The sequence below is a fragment of the Exiguobacterium sp. KKT215 genome, assembly GCF_055635335.1.
On sequence record NZ_CM145756.1, the window covers coordinates 1486071 to 1503444 of the forward strand.

Annotated in this window: 17 protein-coding genes and 3 pseudogenes; 2 read left to right on the top strand and 18 right to left on the bottom strand. The window is 42.4% G+C overall.

Annotation, left to right across the window (positions count from 1 at the left end; translation table 11 throughout):
• Positions 1-76: 76 nt before the first annotated feature.
• The 8 genes from ACZ2GZ_RS07750 to ACZ2GZ_RS07785 all read right to left on the bottom strand — a co-directional run bounded on the left by ACZ2GZ_RS07750 (position 77) and on the right by ACZ2GZ_RS07785 (position 6661).
• Positions 77-1498, bottom strand: coding sequence for an MATE family efflux transporter (locus ACZ2GZ_RS07750; protein WP_034781866.1), 1422 nt, complete (start codon positions 1496-1498; stop codon positions 77-79).
• Between the two features lie 79 nt (positions 1499-1577).
• Positions 1578-2255, bottom strand: coding sequence for a hypothetical protein (locus ACZ2GZ_RS07755; protein ID WP_235420268.1), 678 nt, complete (start codon positions 2253-2255; stop codon positions 1578-1580).
• Between the two features lie 150 nt (positions 2256-2405).
• A complete protein-coding gene (locus ACZ2GZ_RS07760; protein WP_353048059.1) occupies positions 2406-2543 on the bottom strand; it encodes a heavy-metal-associated domain-containing protein in 138 nt (45 codons plus the stop codon).
• A gap of 142 nt (positions 2544-2685) precedes the next feature.
• Positions 2686-2961: a glutaredoxin family protein gene (locus ACZ2GZ_RS07765; RefSeq protein ID WP_034781864.1), complete on the bottom strand. Its 276-nt coding sequence runs from the start codon at positions 2959-2961 to the stop codon at positions 2686-2688.
• Between the two features lie 14 nt (positions 2962-2975).
• Positions 2976-5435, bottom strand: a complete 2460-nt coding sequence (locus ACZ2GZ_RS07770) for a heavy metal translocating P-type ATPase (RefSeq protein ID WP_214716442.1) — start codon at positions 5433-5435, stop codon at positions 2976-2978.
• Positions 5436-5453: 18 nt separating this feature from the next.
• On the bottom strand, positions 5454-5669 hold the full coding sequence (locus ACZ2GZ_RS07775; protein WP_029336168.1) for a heavy-metal-associated domain-containing protein: 216 nt from the start codon (positions 5667-5669) through the stop codon (positions 5454-5456).
• A gap of 45 nt (positions 5670-5714) precedes the next feature.
• Positions 5715-6173, bottom strand: coding sequence for a CopY/TcrY family copper transport repressor (locus ACZ2GZ_RS07780; protein ID WP_034781861.1), 459 nt, complete (start codon positions 6171-6173; stop codon positions 5715-5717).
• A 113-nt stretch (positions 6174-6286) separates the two neighbouring features.
• Positions 6287-6661 (bottom strand): thioredoxin family protein, encoded by a 375-nt coding sequence (locus ACZ2GZ_RS07785; RefSeq protein ID WP_214763113.1) that lies wholly within the window; start codon positions 6659-6661, stop codon positions 6287-6289.
• A 282-nt stretch (positions 6662-6943) separates the two neighbouring features.
• Here ACZ2GZ_RS07785 and ACZ2GZ_RS07790 point away from each other — a divergent pair, with 282 nt between their 5' ends.
• Positions 6944-7690: a hypothetical protein gene (locus ACZ2GZ_RS07790; RefSeq protein WP_214716444.1), complete on the top strand. Its 747-nt coding sequence runs from the start codon at positions 6944-6946 to the stop codon at positions 7688-7690.
• Positions 7691-7878: 188 nt separating this feature from the next.
• Here the strand turns inward: ACZ2GZ_RS07790 and ACZ2GZ_RS07795 are convergent, their stop codons facing one another.
• The 3 genes and pseudogenes from ACZ2GZ_RS07795 to ACZ2GZ_RS07805 all read right to left on the bottom strand — a co-directional run.
• Positions 7879-8229, bottom strand: coding sequence for a hypothetical protein (locus tag ACZ2GZ_RS07795; RefSeq protein WP_029336171.1), 351 nt, complete (start codon positions 8227-8229; stop codon positions 7879-7881).
• 32 nt (positions 8230-8261) lie between these two features.
• Positions 8262-8648 (bottom strand): annotated as a pseudogene (locus ACZ2GZ_RS07800) (DUF6036 family nucleotidyltransferase); the annotation flags it as partial.
• A gap of 59 nt (positions 8649-8707) precedes the next feature.
• Positions 8708-9503, bottom strand: a pseudogene (locus ACZ2GZ_RS07805) (IS3 family transposase); the annotation flags it as partial.
• Here ACZ2GZ_RS07805 and ACZ2GZ_RS07810 point away from each other — a divergent pair.
• Positions 9495-10619, top strand: a pseudogene (locus ACZ2GZ_RS07810) (heavy metal translocating P-type ATPase); the annotation flags it as partial. The pseudogenes ACZ2GZ_RS07805 and ACZ2GZ_RS07810 overlap by 9 nt on opposite strands.
• A 497-nt stretch (positions 10620-11116) precedes the next feature.
• Here the strand turns inward: ACZ2GZ_RS07810 and ACZ2GZ_RS07815 are convergent.
• The 7 genes from ACZ2GZ_RS07815 to ACZ2GZ_RS07845 form a co-directional block, all read right to left on the bottom strand.
• Positions 11117-11968 (bottom strand): cation diffusion facilitator family transporter, encoded by an 852-nt coding sequence (locus ACZ2GZ_RS07815; RefSeq protein WP_029336174.1) that lies wholly within the window; start codon positions 11966-11968, stop codon positions 11117-11119.
• 212 nt (positions 11969-12180) lie between these two features.
• A complete protein-coding gene (locus ACZ2GZ_RS07820; RefSeq protein WP_285801053.1) occupies positions 12181-12873 on the bottom strand; it encodes an arsenic resistance protein in 693 nt (230 codons plus the stop codon).
• Positions 12874-13395: 522 nt separating this feature from the next.
• Positions 13396-14211: a ZIP family metal transporter gene (locus ACZ2GZ_RS07825; RefSeq protein ID WP_029336175.1), complete on the bottom strand. Its 816-nt coding sequence runs from the start codon at positions 14209-14211 to the stop codon at positions 13396-13398.
• 124 nt (positions 14212-14335) lie between these two features.
• Positions 14336-15277 (bottom strand): cation diffusion facilitator family transporter, encoded by a 942-nt coding sequence (locus ACZ2GZ_RS07830; protein ID WP_029336176.1) that lies wholly within the window; start codon positions 15275-15277, stop codon positions 14336-14338.
• A 23-nt stretch (positions 15278-15300) separates the two neighbouring features.
• Positions 15301-15639: an ArsR/SmtB family transcription factor gene (locus tag ACZ2GZ_RS07835; protein ID WP_029336177.1), complete on the bottom strand. Its 339-nt coding sequence runs from the start codon at positions 15637-15639 to the stop codon at positions 15301-15303.
• 420 nt (positions 15640-16059) lie between these two features.
• On the bottom strand, positions 16060-16479 hold the full coding sequence (locus ACZ2GZ_RS07840; RefSeq protein WP_029336179.1) for a disulfide oxidoreductase: 420 nt from the start codon (positions 16477-16479) through the stop codon (positions 16060-16062).
• Positions 16476-17150, bottom strand: a complete 675-nt coding sequence (locus ACZ2GZ_RS07845) for a thioredoxin domain-containing protein (RefSeq protein WP_029595508.1) — start codon at positions 17148-17150, stop codon at positions 16476-16478. The genes ACZ2GZ_RS07840 and ACZ2GZ_RS07845 overlap by 4 nt, the downstream gene beginning before the upstream one ends.
• Positions 17151-17374 lie beyond the last annotated feature (224 nt).

The window sequence follows — 17374 nt, forward strand, 5'->3', positions numbered from 1 at the left end:
GGCTCCTTTAATAACTTTTTCAGAAAAGATAAAAGGAAAGAACAACTTTGCTCTTTCCTACAATTTCAGTCAAGTGTTAATAATTATTTATACATCGCACGTCTTCATGCTTAGTTTTGGGATGACAGGGCTTCTGCGGTTCGGATTCCACTACAATCCAACGCCCTCGGCTGAATTGAATCCAAAGGACGATCGCCTTAAAGACGATGTCTAGACCGATGGCGATCCACACTCCTGCAATGCCCATCTGCATCTGAATCGCCAATACATATACTGCCCCAGTCCGGATCACCCACATACCGATCGTGGTCAGATACATTGGAAACTTCGTATTGTTCGCTCCTTGGAATCCACCGGTCAATACAAGGACAACTGCTAGGAAAGGCTGGAAGACCGCTGCTATTTTTAACGCGACATCGATGTCTTTGATGACTTGGGGATCGTCGGTGAAAAGTGAACCTGCCCATCCTCCGAAGAAGAATAAGACAACCCCGAATAAGGACATGAAGCCCATCGCCATGAACGTGCTCAATCTGGCATATTCTTTGGCGGTCTCGTGGTCTCCCGCTCCGATGTTGCGACCGACGAGAATGGTTGCTGCTGTCGCGAAACCATATGCCAACATATAAGAGAACACCTCTAGATTCCCTGCAATTTGATGCGCGGCGAAGGTGTTCGTCCCGAGTACCACGATGAATCCGAAATACACGATTTGTCCGGCTCTCATGACCAATCGCTCGATAGCCGCCGGGCTTCCAAGGTTCACGAGCTCCAACTGGTGTTCGAGATCCGGTCTCCAGAAATCTTTCCTGAAGGCGATGACTTCCGTCTTACGAATATAGTTCATCAATAAGAGCGTCCCGACGAGCCGGGCGATGACGGTCGCGAGTGCCGCTCCGACGAGACCAAGTTCGGGGATGATCCAAAAACCGAAAATCAACATATAGTCGAGCACAATATTGACGACATTGATGACGATACTCACCTTCATCGGTGATTTTGTATCTCCCGCACCTCGTAAGATACTACTGAGCACAAACATCAATGCCATCACGATCGATGGGATCCCGACAATTTTGAAGTAGGTGCTACCAGCTTCTAAAACGTCATTCTCCACCCCCATCAACCGCAGGAGAGGCTCAGCGAAAAATAGCGTCACGACCCCAAAGGTCACCCCGACCACGACAGATAGGACGATGGCCTGCTGCGCGATATGTCTCGCGCGCTCGATTCGTTCTGCGCCTAAGTTATTGGCGACATAAACGTTTACTGCCACACCGATTGCCATAAAGACAGCTAAGTAGATGGCGAGGACGGCATTCGTCACTCCTACCGCTGACACTTCTGCTAGGCCGATTCTTGAGACGAACAGCGTATCGACAAATCCGAGCAACGTTTGGAAAAAATTCTCGGCAACCGCTGGTAACGCGAGTAGAAGGATGAATTTCATCTTGGTTTTTCGATCACCATGAGTGTCCAGCCGCTCACTTTCTATCATCTGAGTCCTCTCCTTCGAAAATTATGCTTACAACGATTACAGGAAAGCGACCCAACGAGGAACCATGGGTCGCTCATGGTCAATCTGAGACACGAATGACGAAAGGATAGGTGTGCACAGTCCCATGGAACTGGAATTCGGCCCAGACCTTGTATAGGCCAGGTTTATGGAAGACCGTCTCAAATTCCGTCGTATCATGAGAAGAAGGATGCACATGGATAAACTGTTCTCCGGCTTCATCCAAGATGACGACATGACCAAGTGCTCCAAGGTATGGCTCCGGGTTACTTTCTTTGGTGTCATAGCTGAAGACAGTCGGGACATGCGCTTTTAAAGAGTCAATCGACAGCTCGACGGTATGACCTTCGATCGTCTTCGTCAGACGCTCATCCACTTTAAGTGACGATTCGATAGAGGAAGAGGACTGATGATCAATCTGTAAGTGAACCGGCTTCACTTGATATGCCAGTCCCTTAGGCTGAATATCCACGAAGAGTTTATACGCCCCTGCCTCAAGTTGGACGGGTTGCTCGAATCGACCCTCACCCTTTTTAAACGGATGGAGGTGTCGGTACTCAGTTAGGTCTTCGTTCACGAGAATCAAATGGAATTCCTTTTCATGGCTGACTTCGAGTTCCGGGGCTTGCTGATGTTGATCCTTTAACTCGATACTGATTTTCCCGAATTCATATTTAGCTTCTACAGACACTTCATTTCCCGTCAAGTTCTTCATATGATGATGTCCATGGTCTTTCACGTTTAACACTCCTTTGTGTAGTCCTTGATCGCACCGTCACTCGACCTCCATTACTTGCAGCAAGAACAACCGATTTTAACGGTCGCCTCCGTTACCTCGTAGCCAGTCTCTTGAATTGCGGTTTCAATCTCAGAAAGTGTGAGTTGGCTTTCATCGAACGTCCACCTCTCCCGCCGAAAGATTGACCTTCACTGATTCAATACCCGCTAACTTTCCAACGTGTCCTTCAATCTTATTGATACAAGATCCACAAGACATGCCCGCTACCTGAAATGTTGATTTTTTCATTATATGTTCCTCCTGATTATTTAATTACCATACATGGGTAGGGTGTAAAAGTATCGATTTTTTTACACCCTCGCCACCTTATGTTCGTGTCCCTCATTGCGCGACACGCTTTCAACAGGTTCTGAGAGTGAGCTATCGTTGCTTATCGTAGCAATGTTAGAATCTCTTCTTTGTTGTTCTCGAAGCCAACAAAGTACTTCACTACTCTTCTTTTTCTGAGCATCCCTTTTTTGTAGAAGACAAACAGTGGTACGATTCGATTCCCTGATATCGCTACCATTTCTTGTTCAAGGTCAAGGTTCGCACCCACATCTTTGTTCACATAAGGGACTGTGGTTGTTTTTAAATATTTTTTGGCATCCTGACAATCTGAACACGTCGGACGCGTGTAAAGCTCGAGCTGTAGGGCTGTATCCATCCCACTCCCTCCTTTTATTTGATCATCGAAGGCTTGAATCGTTTTAAACGGAGTGCGTTCACCAGGACCGAGACTGAGCTTAAACTCATGGCCGCTCCGGCAAGTATCGGGTTCAACAAGGGCCCGCCGAGTAGATAAACAATCCCCATCGCAAACGGGATACCCATGACATTATAGGCAAATGCCCAAAACAGGTTCTGTTTGATGTTGCGGATGGTTGACTTGCTCAATTCGACAGCTGTAGGTACATCCATCAAATCGCTTCGCATCAAGACGATGTCTGCAGATTCGATCGCAACGTCAGTACCCGAACCGATCGCGATTCCGATGTCTGCTTGGGCCAAGGCTGGTGCGTCATTGATTCCATCACCGACCATTGCGACCTTCTTCCCTTCGGCCTGTAACTTCTTCACTTCGTTCGCTTTATCTTCAGGTAACACTTCACTCAGTACCCGATCGATCCCGACCTGTCTCGCAATCGCCATGGCCGTACCTTTGTTGTCTCCGGTGATCATGGCTACTTCGATACCCATTCGTTGAAGTTTCTGAATGGCTTTACGACTGTTTTCTTTGACGGTGTCTGCGACAGCGATGATCCCTGCGATTTGTTGGTCAATCGCGATATACATCGGCGTCTTGCCTTGGTGTGCGAGTTTGTCTGAAGCGCCTTCAAGGACATCCAGTGAGATGCCGCGGTCTTTCATCAATTTTCTGTTTCCGGCAAGCAAGACTTTTCCGTCGATCAGTACTTCGATCCCGTGCCCTGGGATGGCTTCAAAACGATCGATATCCATGACACGCATCATTCTGTCCTCTGCCGCTCTTACGATTGCTTCGCCCAATGGATGTTCAGACCCTTTTTCAGCGGAAGCGGTCAAGCGTAACAACTCATCTTCTTGATGTCCATTCACTGTCACGATATCTGTCACTTTCGGTTTTCCTTCAGTGATCGTCCCTGTCTTGTCGAACACGATCGTCTGGACTTTATGGGTCGTCTCCAAGGCGCCGCCACTCTTGATCAACACACCATTCTCAGCACCTTTGCCCGTACCCACCATGATTGCTGTTGGTGTGGCCAAACCTAGTGCACAAGGGCAGGCGATGACCAGTACTGAAATCGTGATCGTCAAGGCGAAGAGGCCGGTCTGACCGCCTAAATACCATGCAATTCCTGAAAGGATCGCGACGACGATGACAATCGGTACAAAGTATCCGGAGATGATATCGGCCAGTTTTGCGATAGGAGCTCGAGAGCCCTGTGCATCCTCGACCAATTTGATGATTTGAGATAGCGCTGTATCCTTACCGACTTTCGTGGCTCGGTATTGGATGATCCCGTTCTTGTTGATGCTGGCACCGATGACTTGAGCACCCACATTTTTTTCAACAGGGATACTTTCACCGGTCAGCATGGATTCGTCTACAGACGTATTACCTGATAGAACCACGCCATCCACCGGAATCTTCTCACCAGGCTTTACGATAATCGTGTCGCCGACGATGACTTCGTCGATTGATACTTCTAACTCTTGTCCGTTGCGGACGACCTTTGCCGTCTTAGGTGCCAGTCCCATCAATTTTTCAATCGCTTCGGATGTTTTACCCATCGACCGGACTTCAAGATATTTACCTAATGTGATCAGCGTGAGAATGACTGCGGCTGTCTCATAGTAGAGGCTATTCACGTATCCCTCATAACCTGAGAGGATAGCCATGGTGGCACCGACGCTATAGAAGAAGGCTGCGCTCGTCCCTAGGGCGACAAGTGAATCCATATTCGGATGCCCTCGGAACAATGTCTTAAATCCTACGGAGAAGAATTTCCATCCGAACAACATCACTGGGATGGTCATCATGAGCTGCAAGACAGCGAACAATTCTGGGTTCATCGTTGGATCCAATGCCATCGGTAGGGGTAGGCCGATTATATGCCCCATCGCCACATAGAGTAATGGAATCGTGAAAATCGCCGATCCTACAAATCGGTTCCACATCGATTGAATTTTTTTCAGTTTCTTTTCTTTCTCTGTATCTTGGCCATCCGTTGATTCTTGATCTTCTCTTGCCTCATATCCGACGTTTGCCACCACTCGGACCACATCTGATACAGTCACCAGCTGAGGATCATATCGAATGACTAATTTTTCTGTCGCCAGGTTCACATTCGACTCAGTCACACCCACCATTTTCCTCGTGGCCTTCTCAATCGTCTGCACACACGAGGCACAAGTCATCCCTGTGATGACAAATGATCTTTGCTCGGTCTCGGTTGAGGCCTTGTAGCCAGCCTTCTCGACGGTCGTCTGAATATCCAGCGGCGAGATTTTCGTCTCATCGTAATGAATGCTCAATTTCCCAGTCGCTAGGTTGACGTTGGAGGTCACTACGCCAGGCAATTTTTTTGTTGCTTTTTCAACTGTCTGAACGCAGGACGCACAGGTCATCCCTTCCACGGCAAATGTCTTACTCTCCATATCGTCTTACCTCCATTATTATTGGGCTGATTCGACTTCGTAACCGACCTCGCCCACAACTTCTTTAAATTCATTCACATCTAGTCGTGTTTCATCGTACTTCACTTTTGCGATGCCTTTCTTTAAGTTGACTTTCGCACTTTCAACCCCATTCAGACCTTCAAGTGCTGACTCGACTTTGTTGACACAATGAGCGCATGACATACCTTTAATCGTTAAAATCGTTTTTTTCATCTTGAGTCTCCTCCTATTCACTACATTCATGACATCATTTCAAACTCAATGTCTGGATCCACAAGAATGGTCCTGACATCTGCATTGACCCGGGGTACAGGTGCATGGAATGTCCTCCACCGCTTCACTTTCCTTCATCTCAAGGATTTTTTTGAGATTCTCGATATCCTGTACACTCAGTGTCGCCTGTGTGATCATCGTTCCGATTGTGTTCCCGACATCCCTGTCACAGATATGATCGAGTAGATCGTGTAACGTCTCTCTGATGACGTCACCTTCAACGACGTTCGCGGAGTAGATGAATTTCTTCCCCTCGGCCTCGGTTGAGAGCATCCCTTTTTTCACGAGCCTTCCAATGAATGTCTTCGTCGTCGCAGGCTTCCAGCTCATCTTCTTTTCCAATACCTCGATGATTTCTTTACTGGTCACGTGATTTTGGGCCCAAACGATACGCATGACTTCCCATTCTGAATCCGTGATTTGTTTTTCGACATGTTCAGCCATTTGTCTAACCTCCAAATTTTAAGTTTACAATCGTAAACATTTTGTTTGATTTAAGTTTACAATCGTAAACGTCGTCTGTCAACCATTATGTTTTTGGGTTCGCTATTCAGTCTTCATTGGCTATATTCTTGTCTAGAAAACGCATCTGGATATCCTTCAGCAACGCTTTCAAATAGTAGTGCGAGCTGACGGCATCCCGGGCACCAATCGGTGGTGAACTTTAAGACTACAGGCTGCGTAGAGTGATTAACCATTTGCAAATCAGATAATTGAAATTTCGAAAGCATTTTTTCTCCTCTCTTTTCGTTTACGTTTGTAATCGATTTAAATTTACAACTGTAAACGTTATTTGTCAATCTATATATTCGTGTCCATTTTGTATGTTTCTTTAAGCTTATTGTTTCTCTCAAAACACTAATTCGATTCGTATTTAGTTGGGTCGTATTTATTTTGAACTCATACAGCTTTAAATTGTTAACTACTGTCATCTCTTATATGATGTAATAAAACAAAGTAGGAATTGTCTTAAGCGTTTTGTTGCTTAGTCGCTAGGATTAAATAGATGATTCGACTACTAGCTTACTATTGAGACATTCTCATAAGTAAAAAGTGTAGGAAGGTATACATTTCGACGTCGAAATGTATACCTTCCTACACCACAAAGTGCCAGTTTATGAGTGATTTTTTTTATAACAACTTGTATTTAAATGATTTAAATATAGGAACTACATATGCTGTATACAAAATAATAACCAAATGAGGGATTAGAATTGGAATCAAACGAGACCAAGGTGACGTCATTCCGCGTGTCACAAGAAGTGAAAGAACATATTCAGCGTTTAATGGAGCAACGTCAAATATCAACCAACCAATTATTCGAGCAATTAATATCATTGGCCGATAAACAGTCACCGGACCCCTTAGTCGTCAAGGAGAACGAATCACTCGAAGCAGCACTGAATCAAGTGCTTGCCCTGTTCAATGAACGAGCCACTCGACTAGAAACGCAACAAAAAGAACATGAGCGAATCAACGCGCGATATAAAAATACCATTCATGACCTTGAACAAAGCGTAATTACAGAAGCTGAACCACTCCAAGAGGAGTATGAGCGAAAGGTGTCGTCACATGAAATTGCACTCACTCAATTACAAGATCAAATCAACCAACTAATCGCTGAAAAGAGAATCGTTGAAGACGCATTGGAAACAGAACGTGTGTCTAACAAAGAAGAACTAAAAGAGCAGAAAAAAACAGTTTTTCATCTAGAAGGAGACATGAAAAAGCTAGAAGATGAACGTAGCCAGCTCTATCGGCAAAATCAAAGTCTTATGGACGCTGTCGACGACTTAAAAGCTCGTACACGCCGTCTTGACCAGCTTGAAGAAGAGAACCAGAAGCTGCACTTAGAAGTCCAGCTCCTCCGTCGAGAGAAAGAGACATTCGAGAACCGGTTACAGGAACAGGTCGAGCTCGCGGTCCTGCGTGAGCGGAGCACCCAACAAAATAAACAATGATACGAAAAGGGTACTAGGTTGAGTCAACCAGTGACTGAATCTAGTACCCTTATGTTTATTACAAACAAAGTATTTAACGGTTTGAAGAAATCGTCTGATACATGTTCAATGACTTGACCAAAGATGCTTCATTCACACGTAGAATCATAACCTCATGAGAGTATAAAGAATGACTCCGCTTGGTCCAATTAAGATTTCACCTGCAATCCACGCACCTTGAATCGATTACGCTTTTCTTCTAATTTCACTTTCATATCTACCGAGAACGTATTTTCAGGAGTGTTGTAGGCACGCCGTGCTGCCATACTAAGCATTTTTGCCACATCCTCTGCCCGGTCGTCCTGTAAATCATGCAGTGAAGATCGAACATACTGGCGAGCCATTTCTCGGTCACGTAGCGATTCAGGGACCGATACATGACGACTTAATGCCAGGGCCAATTGAGCCGTCTCTAAGCGATAGCTTGTCCCGCCTGCCTGCATACGATTCAGTTCATCCGCTAGCTCGCTTTGCAGAAGTACATGATTACTGTCTGACATCGGTCACCCTCCTCTACTCTTCTTTTGATTTATTATATACCCTTTTCCTGAAAAATTCGACTCAAGTCATGCACGTTACAAAATGGATTGTCCCACGTCATGTTTGCTTTGTATTCCTCTACAAGGTCGAGAAGTTTATCTTTATCGCAAAGTGCCAATAGATTCGTTTTTTCGAGATCCTCTAGATCCTTTTGGCGAGAGGAGAAAATCTTGGTACATGCTAAAAGTTCAATGTCGGGGATATACACATCAATCGCCTCGAACAGCCCTTCAATCTTATGCCGGAATTCATTTTCCCTAAAGTCTTCACGGGGTGGGAACTGAATCACCCCTTCGACAATTTCAATTTCATATTCATGAAGCGCCTCTTTCAATTCAGGTGTCACGACGCCCTCCGTCACGCGAATATCAATATCTCGCGTCGGACGATACTGAACTGCCCCCCGTCAAGTAGACAGGGCAAATAATGAAAACCGAACTAGGCGGCTTGAGACCTGTATTCGACAGGGCTCAAGCCGTTTAGCCGTTTCTGGAAACGGTCATGGTTGTAGAACGATATGTAGGTCTCGATGGCCGATGTGAGTTCGCTATAGGCCTGAAACTCACGCAGGTAGTACATCTCGACTTTCAGGGTACCCCAAAAGCTCTCGATCGGGGCGTTGTCGATGCAACGTCCGACCCGGGACATGCTGTGGGTCAGTCCCGCGTCTTCCACCATGCGTTTGAACCCTCTCGAGGTATATTGGCGCTATGGATCATCGGACGCGCTCCTGTGCGAGCCCCGTGATGGCTGGCATCATCGTCTGGAAGACGAGAACGTTGTTGTTGGACTTTCCGATGCGATAGGCGACGATCGAGCCGTCGTACAGGTCGATGATTGCGCTCAGGTATGCCTTTTTCCCGGCACCATATTTAAACTCGGTGACGTCGGTGCACCATTTCTCGTCCGGTCGGGACGCGCTGAACTCTCGGTTCATCAGATTCTCGGCCACGTGCTGCGGCGTTGACTTCTTATGCTTCTTCCGCTTCCGGCGGATGACCGATTGGATCCCATGGATATGCATCAAGCGATAGACTCGCTTTTCATTGAACGGGGACAGTCCTTGTTGTCGGCGCAACCGGTTGATCGTCATCGTGATCCGACGGTACCCGTATGTGCCGTTCGCCTGGTCATAGAGTAGACGGATGTCCTCCAGAAGCTTCTCGTTCTCTTCTTGACGCACCGGTATGGTGCGATTCAACCATTTGTAATAGGCCGCACGTGAGATGCCAGCTGGGAAACCTGGGTCTATCAAGGATTGGCGGTTCTAATAGTGGGTTGCCCGTGTGCCTTAGTCACTTCGACGCCGATTTCGATTGTTTCCGCCATCGGTAATGCTGCCAAAAAAGGGGTCTTGATTAAAGGCGGCGTATACCTGGAAGAAATGGGCGCGCTGAAAGCTATTGCATTTGACAAAACCGGTACCCTGACCAAAGGTGTACCTGTCGTCACAGACTTTAAAATCACGAACAAGCAGGTAAACGAGAGAGAACTGCTTTCTATCGTGACGGCATTGGAATATCGTTCTCAGCATCCGTTGGCCTCTGCCATCATGAAAAAAGCGGACGAGGAAAACATACCTTACACCTCTATCAGAGTTGAGGACTTCTCTTCCATCACAGGAAAAGGCATTAAAGGAACGATAGACGGCACCACCTACTTTATCGGAAGCCCGCTTCTCTTTAACGAGCTAGGTGTTGAAAGTATTGATAATAATCTGGACCAAACCGTAACGGCTCTGCAACAGCAAGGTAAGACTTCGATGATTATCGGAACGAAACAAAGCATATTGGCGGTTATCGCCGTAGCCGACGAAGTCCGGGAATCCAGCAAAGAAATCATCCGGAAACTACATGATATGGGTATTAAAAAGACAATTATGCTGACGGGTGACAACAAAGGGACAGGCAAAGCTATCGGCCAGCAAGTTGGCGTCAACGAAATCCAGGCAGAATTGATGCCAGAGGATAAATTAAATGTCATTAAACGCTTGCGAGCTGAGTACGACAATGTCGCGATGGTCGGGGACGGCGTAAATGACGCTCCGGCACTCGCTGCCTCTACTGTTGGAATTGCCATGGGTGGTGCTGGAACGGATACCGCTTTGGAAACAGCAGATGTCGCCCTGATGGGCGACGATTTGAGCAAACTACCGTTTACGATAAAATTGAGCCGAAAATCCCTAAATATTATCAAAGTGAACATCGCGTTCGCTATCAGTATCAAAGCGATTGCATTACTCTTGGTCATCCCGGGCTGGCTCACCCTATGGATAGCTATTATGTCCGATATGGGGGCAACTCTTCTGGTAGCACTGAACAGTTTAAGACTGATGAATGTCAAAGAATAAAAAAACAAAAATATTCATTTTTATATCCTCGAATTTGTACTGGGTATGATAAAAATAAATGATCTCTGTTTTTTAAGACGGCTTTAAGATGACTTCGGTATTGTTCCCGAGTCATCTTTTTAGGTTTCATTATCAGCTTTTTTATCATCAGACAGTTTTAATCGAGGCCGAACCTTATTCATTGACCGGAATATTCTCCGAAGTATGGAAAGAAAATCCGGTCGATAGGTCTACTAAACTATGACAATTAAATCTAAATATTTGAACGTTCGTTTTGGAATCATTCATTCATTCGAATACATCCTATTTTAAGAGACGAAATTTCGATAGTGTTCAAAAAAAAAACGAATGAGGGGGTTTCTAAATATACCCTCATTCGATATTCAGTTTCCTTGCACGTAGAAAAGTATTTATTGGTATCAGACGGTATGAAGTATAGAATTTTTACTCATATGTCGAACCTCAGTGTGGATTTGGTGCAAGGATGACTTATTTCTTTAGTTGTGTTTTTTTGATTCTAACTCTATTGTAGAATGTTTAATATCTAGTTTTGAAGTCACTTCTTTGACTTTTTGTTTAACAATAGTTGAATCCTTTAGATTCATCTCTTCTACTATTAAGTGTAAATTCATGGCGTTATCTTCGCCATCAATTGACCAGACATATAGGTTTTGAACAGAAATCACTTCTTCAATACCTTCAATCTTTTGCTTCACCTCATCGATGTCAATACCATCAGGGACAGCACCTAAAAGTATTTTCATTGTTTTAACTAAATTACGAAACACATTCACTAATATAAACAACGCAATAGCAATTGATAGGATGGGGTCAAGTATATGTATATCCTTGAAGAGTAAAACTATCCCTACTACAAGAACGGCAATCCAACCTAAAACATCTTCTAAAAGGTGCCAAGATAGTACTCCCTCATTTACTGATTTTCCTTTGTGTAGACGGAATGCCGCAAAACCATTTAAAAGCACACCAAAAATTGCAAACCAAATCATTCCTTGTGCATTAGAATGCTCCGGTTCAAACAGTAGAGGAATTGCTTGAGTAAAAATATATACAGATCCAATTATTAATATTGTCGCATTTATTAATGCTCCTAAAAGGGAAAAACGATTATATCCAAAAGTGAAGTTATGATCGGGTTTTTTGTTCGAAAATTTTTGTAAGAACCAGGACAGGCCCAATGCAAGAGCATCACCTAAATCGTGAATGGCGTCCGACATGATTGCAACACTATTAATCAAAAATCCCCCGATAAATTCACCAATCGAGAAAACAAGATTAATTATAAATGCTAGTTTGATATTTTTTGATGCCTTATCAGTACTCGCCATTGTTCGATCTCTCCTCACTTGGTAGTCCATCCTTAAAAAGGTTAGTTGTTAGAATAATACTGGTCTCTAGCGTTCTGCAATATAATAAATTTCTTTGCCTATTGATTGTAAACAACGCATACTTGAGAACTTAAGCGCAGTTCTTAATATTTTAATAAACAATCGAAGGACGTAATTTTTGAAAGCGAAATTAAATACATGTATCTAATTTGTTAGAACCATTTAGGCACTAATTTTATATATAAGACTTCTCCGAACAATTCGGTAACGGTCTGTAAAATGATCACTACAGCTACTTGTGTTGATAGGGGCTCTGGTAATATAGATGCTAATGGAAGAACTACAAGTGAATTCCTTGTTCCCATATTAAATGTAATTGCTCTTCTTGAAGCAATATCTAGTTTGAACAACTTACCAAGGGACTTTGACACCCATGGTATGATAAGTAGAAATAAAATATAAACTGGTATTACATCTATTAATGTCCCGAGGTCACTATACACTTCCCTAATTTGAGAGGCAACTACCACAAAAAGTACAAAAGACATAAATGGAACGGGAATCCATGGCGGCATTTTCATGATACGATTACCTAAAGAACTCTTTTTAGAACACAATTGTGTCATTATCGCTAATAGAAGCGGTATAAAAATCAAAAATAGAAATGCATCTAGAAATGGACCCATCCTAACGATACTAATAGCCTTTTCTCCTAATAATACGAATAAATATATGGGTAAGAGTATCGTCTGTAAAATTAAAAGAATCGGTGTTACTTTTAACAATATTGATTCGTTTCCCTTTCCCATCTTTGTAAAAACAATCACATAGTCGATGCACGGTGTTAACAACACCAAATACACCCCCAGCATTAGTGATGAATCTTGAAGAAATATGATAACCAAAACCTAAACTATTAAAGGAACGGCAACAAAATTTCCTAATAAAAGAGCTACCACAAACCTCATGTTTGTAGCAGATCCATTCGATTTCAGAAACGGAATTTGAACGAACATCCCATACATCAAAACTCCTAAAAGGGGAGAAATAAAAATATCGAGATATACAGCTTCTGTATTCAATAGACCAAAGATTACTGCCAACATCAAAAAAATGATGTATATACTGACTTGGTGGGCTTCCACCTTCTCTAGCACTTGAATTCCGAATTTGCTTTCCTTCTCTATCAAAATCACCCCCAAAATTTTCAGGAAATTTCAGAATGAAATAGATAACTCCACGATTTTAATTGCCAGGGCAAGAGGTTTTATATTTTTTCTTCTAGTATTTTTATTTATCCAACAGTAAAAATACCGACTGAAAGTAAATATAATTAAGGCTCATTATTTACACTTCCGAATATAGTTAGTATCTTGAATATATATCAGTCAAAAAATAAAGTGATAACCATTAAAAAAATAATTATTTTAGCCTAAAGCCACATCTAAAATCATCATGATTGTAAAGCCAAACATTAAACAAACAGAAGCCAAGTCCTTGTTTCCATTTTCTTGAGATCCTGGGACTACCTCCTCCACTACAACAAAAATCATTGCTCCTGCAGCAAAGCTTAGCGCAAACGGAAGTAAAGGCTCCATTATGAGTACTGCTACTACTCCTACCAACGCCGCGAACGGTTCAACCATACCAGATAACTGGCCATAGAAAAAACTTTTACGACGAGATAATCCATCTCGTCTCAATGGCATTGACACAGCAGCACCCTCAGGGAAATTTTGTATGCCGATTCCGATTGCCAGCGCGATAGCTCCCGTGATTGATGATGAAGGGAATCCTGCTGCAACTGCTCCAAATGCAACGCCTATGGCAAGTCCCTCTGGAATATTATGCAATGTTATTGCTAACACCAGTAACGTGCTCCGCTTTCTCTTCTTAGGGTTTATACCCTCAGCCTCATCCATCGGTGAAGTGGGATGCAGATGTGGAATCACTTTATCAACACCTGATAAAAAGAATCCTCCAAGTAAGAAACCGATTGCAGCTGGTAACCACGCCGGAAGAGAATCTTGTTCCGCCATCTCAATTGCAGGTGAGAGTAATGACCAAAAACTAGCGGCAATCATTACTCCTCCAGCAAAACCGAGCATCCCATCCATTAGCTTTTGATTCATTGATTTTGTCATAAACACTAACGCGGCACCAAGCGCCGTCATCCCCCAAGTGAATAAAGTACCCAGCAATGCTTGAGTAAGGGGTTCTAACGAAGAAATATATTCAATCATCTATCAAAACTCCGTTGCCAAAAATCGAGTTTCTATACATGCTCAAAATTAAGTAACTATTATCCAAAATCAGCATTGCTGTCTCCTCCTCTTGATTGTCAATCCTACTCAACAGGTGATTTTTTTAATGTTGATGTACTACTTCCCCTACCTTCAGTTTGCAAAGCAATTCATCGCTGTGAGGATGAGAAAGAGTTTCGAATTGAATCGTAGAGTGTTGAACGTTCAGATGTGCTAAATCGTGTTCAATTTCTTGAAGTAGATTCTCACTGTCATAGATTTGTAAATTACCATCAACGACAACATGACATGAGAGTGCATTCATTCCACTTGTGATACTCCAAAGATGAAAGTCGTGTATACTCCGTACCCCCTCCTTGTTGTGAATGACTTGAAGAACCTTTTCGACATCAACGTTTTGTGGTGCACCTTCCATTAATACGTTCAATCCGGATTTCGTCACGAAATAACCACTTCGTAAAACAAGTCCCGCTACAATGATTCCTGCGAGCGGATCTGCCCAGTTCCATCCAAATGCCATGATAAGAAGCGCTGCCAGTATTGCACCGACTGAACCCAACGTATCGCTTACAACATGTAGATAAGCACCTCGCATATTCAAATTATGTTCTACGTCTGCACCTCTTAACATAATCCATCCAACAAGAAGGTTTATAGCAAGGCCAATACTGCTAACAATTAACATTCCTACGGATGCGACCTCAGGTGGTTGAATAAATCGATTGATGGCCTCATAAAAGATATATATGGAAATCAGTATGAGTGTGACCCCGTTTAAAACAGCTGCTAGAATCTCGAAGCGTCTATATCCGAACGTTTTACGATTGTTCGCTATTTGTTCACCTAATTTAAAGGCAAGTAATGCAATAGCGAGCGAAGCCGCATCACTAAGCATGTGACCTGCGTCCGCTAAAAGTGCTAAGCTATTTGTAAGGTACCCTCCAATCGCCTCTACAACCATGTATGCCGAAATAATAAAGAATGAAATGATCAAAATCTTTTTGTTAGAGGTATGAGAATGATCATGTGCATGATTATGTGCCATAAGATTAACTCTCCTTACTATATTTAGTGGTGTTTCGCATGCTCAATCGCCTGTCTTAGTAAGTTCATGACATGGTGATCATCTTCTGAATAAAATAGAGTAGTTCCTTCTCTTCTAAACTTGACAAGTCGAAGATTTTTTAAAAAACGTAGCTGATGAGACACGTTTGATTGACTTAAGTTAAGAAGATCAGCTATTCCGTTGACCGAATGTTCCTTTGTGCATAGCAGGGTTAATATTTTAATTCTTGTCGGGTCACTAAGTGCCTTGAACGTCTGAGATACAATAAATAGAGTCTCATCGTCAATCTGCGCCCCTATTTCTATTTCATTTTCTGTAGTATCTTCAATCGGTTCATCCATAAGTCAGTACCTCCGCTCATGATAACTATACATGTTCATATGTTCATATATAACTTATTAGACTTTTGCTGTGCCGTCAACACTTAATTTAAAAAACATTTATTCTATCAGCTCTACATACTTGAAGATTTGAGATACTTTCTCTGGTTTTGCGATTATTTCTTATTTTTAGCCATACAAAAACTACCTATTAGAGAGCTAGTTAGATCTCATACTCGATAGGTAGTCACGCTTTTTCAAAAAATCAATATAGTACACTAACGTTTTAAGAAAACGTCAATTGAATTATTTACTGGGTATTGTCTAATCTATTTTCCAACTTCAAAAAGCTTTTCATGTTTTTCTAAATCAAAGCTGTTTTTTAGTAAGCATACCAATTTGATACAATTAGTTCTTCATTTTTCAAATCCAAATCAAAAACTACTGTTTGGTACTGATTCGTCCAAGAATGACTGTAATCAGAAAAAAGGCGGTCAACGCTAAAAACGGAATTGTGATAAAACCCATCCAGTCAATGTACTGTGCATTACAGGAAACTCCTTGTTCACATGGTCTGACTTCCGAAAAGCCGGGCACCTTTTGTACAAGATAGTGGTAAAAAGAGATACAGAATCCGATTATTGATAAAGGGAGAACATAAAATTTGATTGAGCTATCTTCTCTGAAAACTGCAATTGCAAGAATCAAAGCTATTGGGTACATAAAGATACGTTGAATCCAACAGAGTTCACAAGGTATAAAACCACGAATTTCGCTAAAATATAGACTTCCAAGTACTGCAGTAATTGAAACAACCCAGGCGAGGTACAGTCCATATCGGTTTATTACTGAAGCGCTCATTGGGTTAGCTCCTTTTCAATTTGTTTTTTTATAGAGGTATAGTCGAATGGATTTTCAAGGATGACCCCATTAACTGCAATCGTCGGGGTCAGTGTAACATTGTATTTTTCTACGAGCGCCGCATCCATTTTAACTGATTCTAATCTAGAAGAACGACTTGATAGGTCTTCTCTAAATTTATTTAAATCTAGAGAAGGGACAGTCTTCGTCGCAATCTCTTCCATTTTCTCCACCGTAACCCATGGATTATCGTGTATTTGCACGTCAGGTTGAGCTTCATAAATAGCTTTGTGAAATTGCCAAAATGATTCTGGGTGATTTTTGTAAACAGATTCTGATGCAAGGGCAGCTAAAGTGGACTCATCTCCGTGAAACAAAACATTAATGTAACTAAAGGAAGCTTTCCCACTTTCAATGTAATCTTTTACAAGTTGAGGATAGATTGTTTCACCCCACTCTTTACACGAAGGGCATTTATAGTCTCCGAATTCTACAATTGATATCGGCGCTTCCTTTTTACCTATTGTAGGTTGATTATTAACTGATATCTTTTCATCTTGAACAATTTTAGTCTTTGATTTTTCGGAACTTTGATCATTTAAAAATAAAAAAGCTAAGACTGCAATTACTAATACGGATGTAAAAATAGTCAATAGTTGATTAGTTTTCAAAACAATTCACCTCTTTTATAAATTCGTTATTTCTTTTATCAGAATTATAGCTAAAAATACTAGAGTATCCTTAGTTTTTCAACATTGAATCCATGGACTTCTAAAAACGAAATCTATGAGTCAAACAAGTTACATTCTAACACATTCATGCAACTAAACTTTTATGCAGATGAAAGGAGGGCCAATTTATTTCTTAAAATACGTCTATTCCCCTTAATAATAGT

Bases quoted from the DNA above. Each gene is read 5' to 3' on its own strand.
- ACZ2GZ_RS07750 (WP_034781866.1), bottom strand. From the start codon at position 1,498: ATGATAGAAAGTGAGCGGCTGGACACTCATGGTGATCGAAAAACCAAG.
- ACZ2GZ_RS07830 (WP_029336176.1), bottom strand. From the start codon at position 15,277: ATGGCACATAATCATGCACATGATCATTCTCATACCTCTAACAAAAAG.
- ACZ2GZ_RS07815 (WP_029336174.1), bottom strand. From the start codon at position 11,968: ATGGCGAGTACTGATAAGGCATCAAAAAATATCAAACTAGCATTTATA.
- ACZ2GZ_RS07760 (WP_353048059.1), bottom strand. From the start codon at position 2,543: ATGAAAAAATCAACATTTCAGGTAGCGGGCATGTCTTGTGGATCTTGT.
- ACZ2GZ_RS07795 (WP_029336171.1), bottom strand. From the start codon at position 8,229: ATGTCAGACAGTAATCATGTACTTCTGCAAAGCGAGCTAGCGGATGAA.
- ACZ2GZ_RS07780 (WP_034781861.1), bottom strand. From the start codon at position 6,173: ATGGCTGAACATGTCGAAAAACAAATCACGGATTCAGAATGGGAAGTC.
- ACZ2GZ_RS07835 (WP_029336177.1), bottom strand. From the start codon at position 15,639: ATGGATGAACCGATTGAAGATACTACAGAAAATGAAATAGAAATAGGG.
- ACZ2GZ_RS07840 (WP_029336179.1), bottom strand. From the start codon at position 16,479: ATGAGCGCTTCAGTAATAAACCGATATGGACTGTACCTCGCCTGGGTT.
- ACZ2GZ_RS07775 (WP_029336168.1), bottom strand. From the start codon at position 5,669: ATGAAAAAAACGATTTTAACGATTAAAGGTATGTCATGCGCTCATTGT.
- ACZ2GZ_RS07785 (WP_214763113.1), bottom strand. From the start codon at position 6,661: ATGACAGTAGTTAACAATTTAAAGCTGTATGAGTTCAAAATAAATACG.
- ACZ2GZ_RS07770 (WP_214716442.1), bottom strand. From the start codon at position 5,435: ATGGAGAGTAAGACATTTGCCGTGGAAGGGATGACCTGTGCGTCCTGC.
- ACZ2GZ_RS07765 (WP_034781864.1), bottom strand. From the start codon at position 2,961: ATGGATACAGCCCTACAGCTCGAGCTTTACACGCGTCCGACGTGTTCA.
- ACZ2GZ_RS07825 (WP_029336175.1), bottom strand. From the start codon at position 14,211: ATGATTGAATATATTTCTTCGTTAGAACCCCTTACTCAAGCATTGCTG.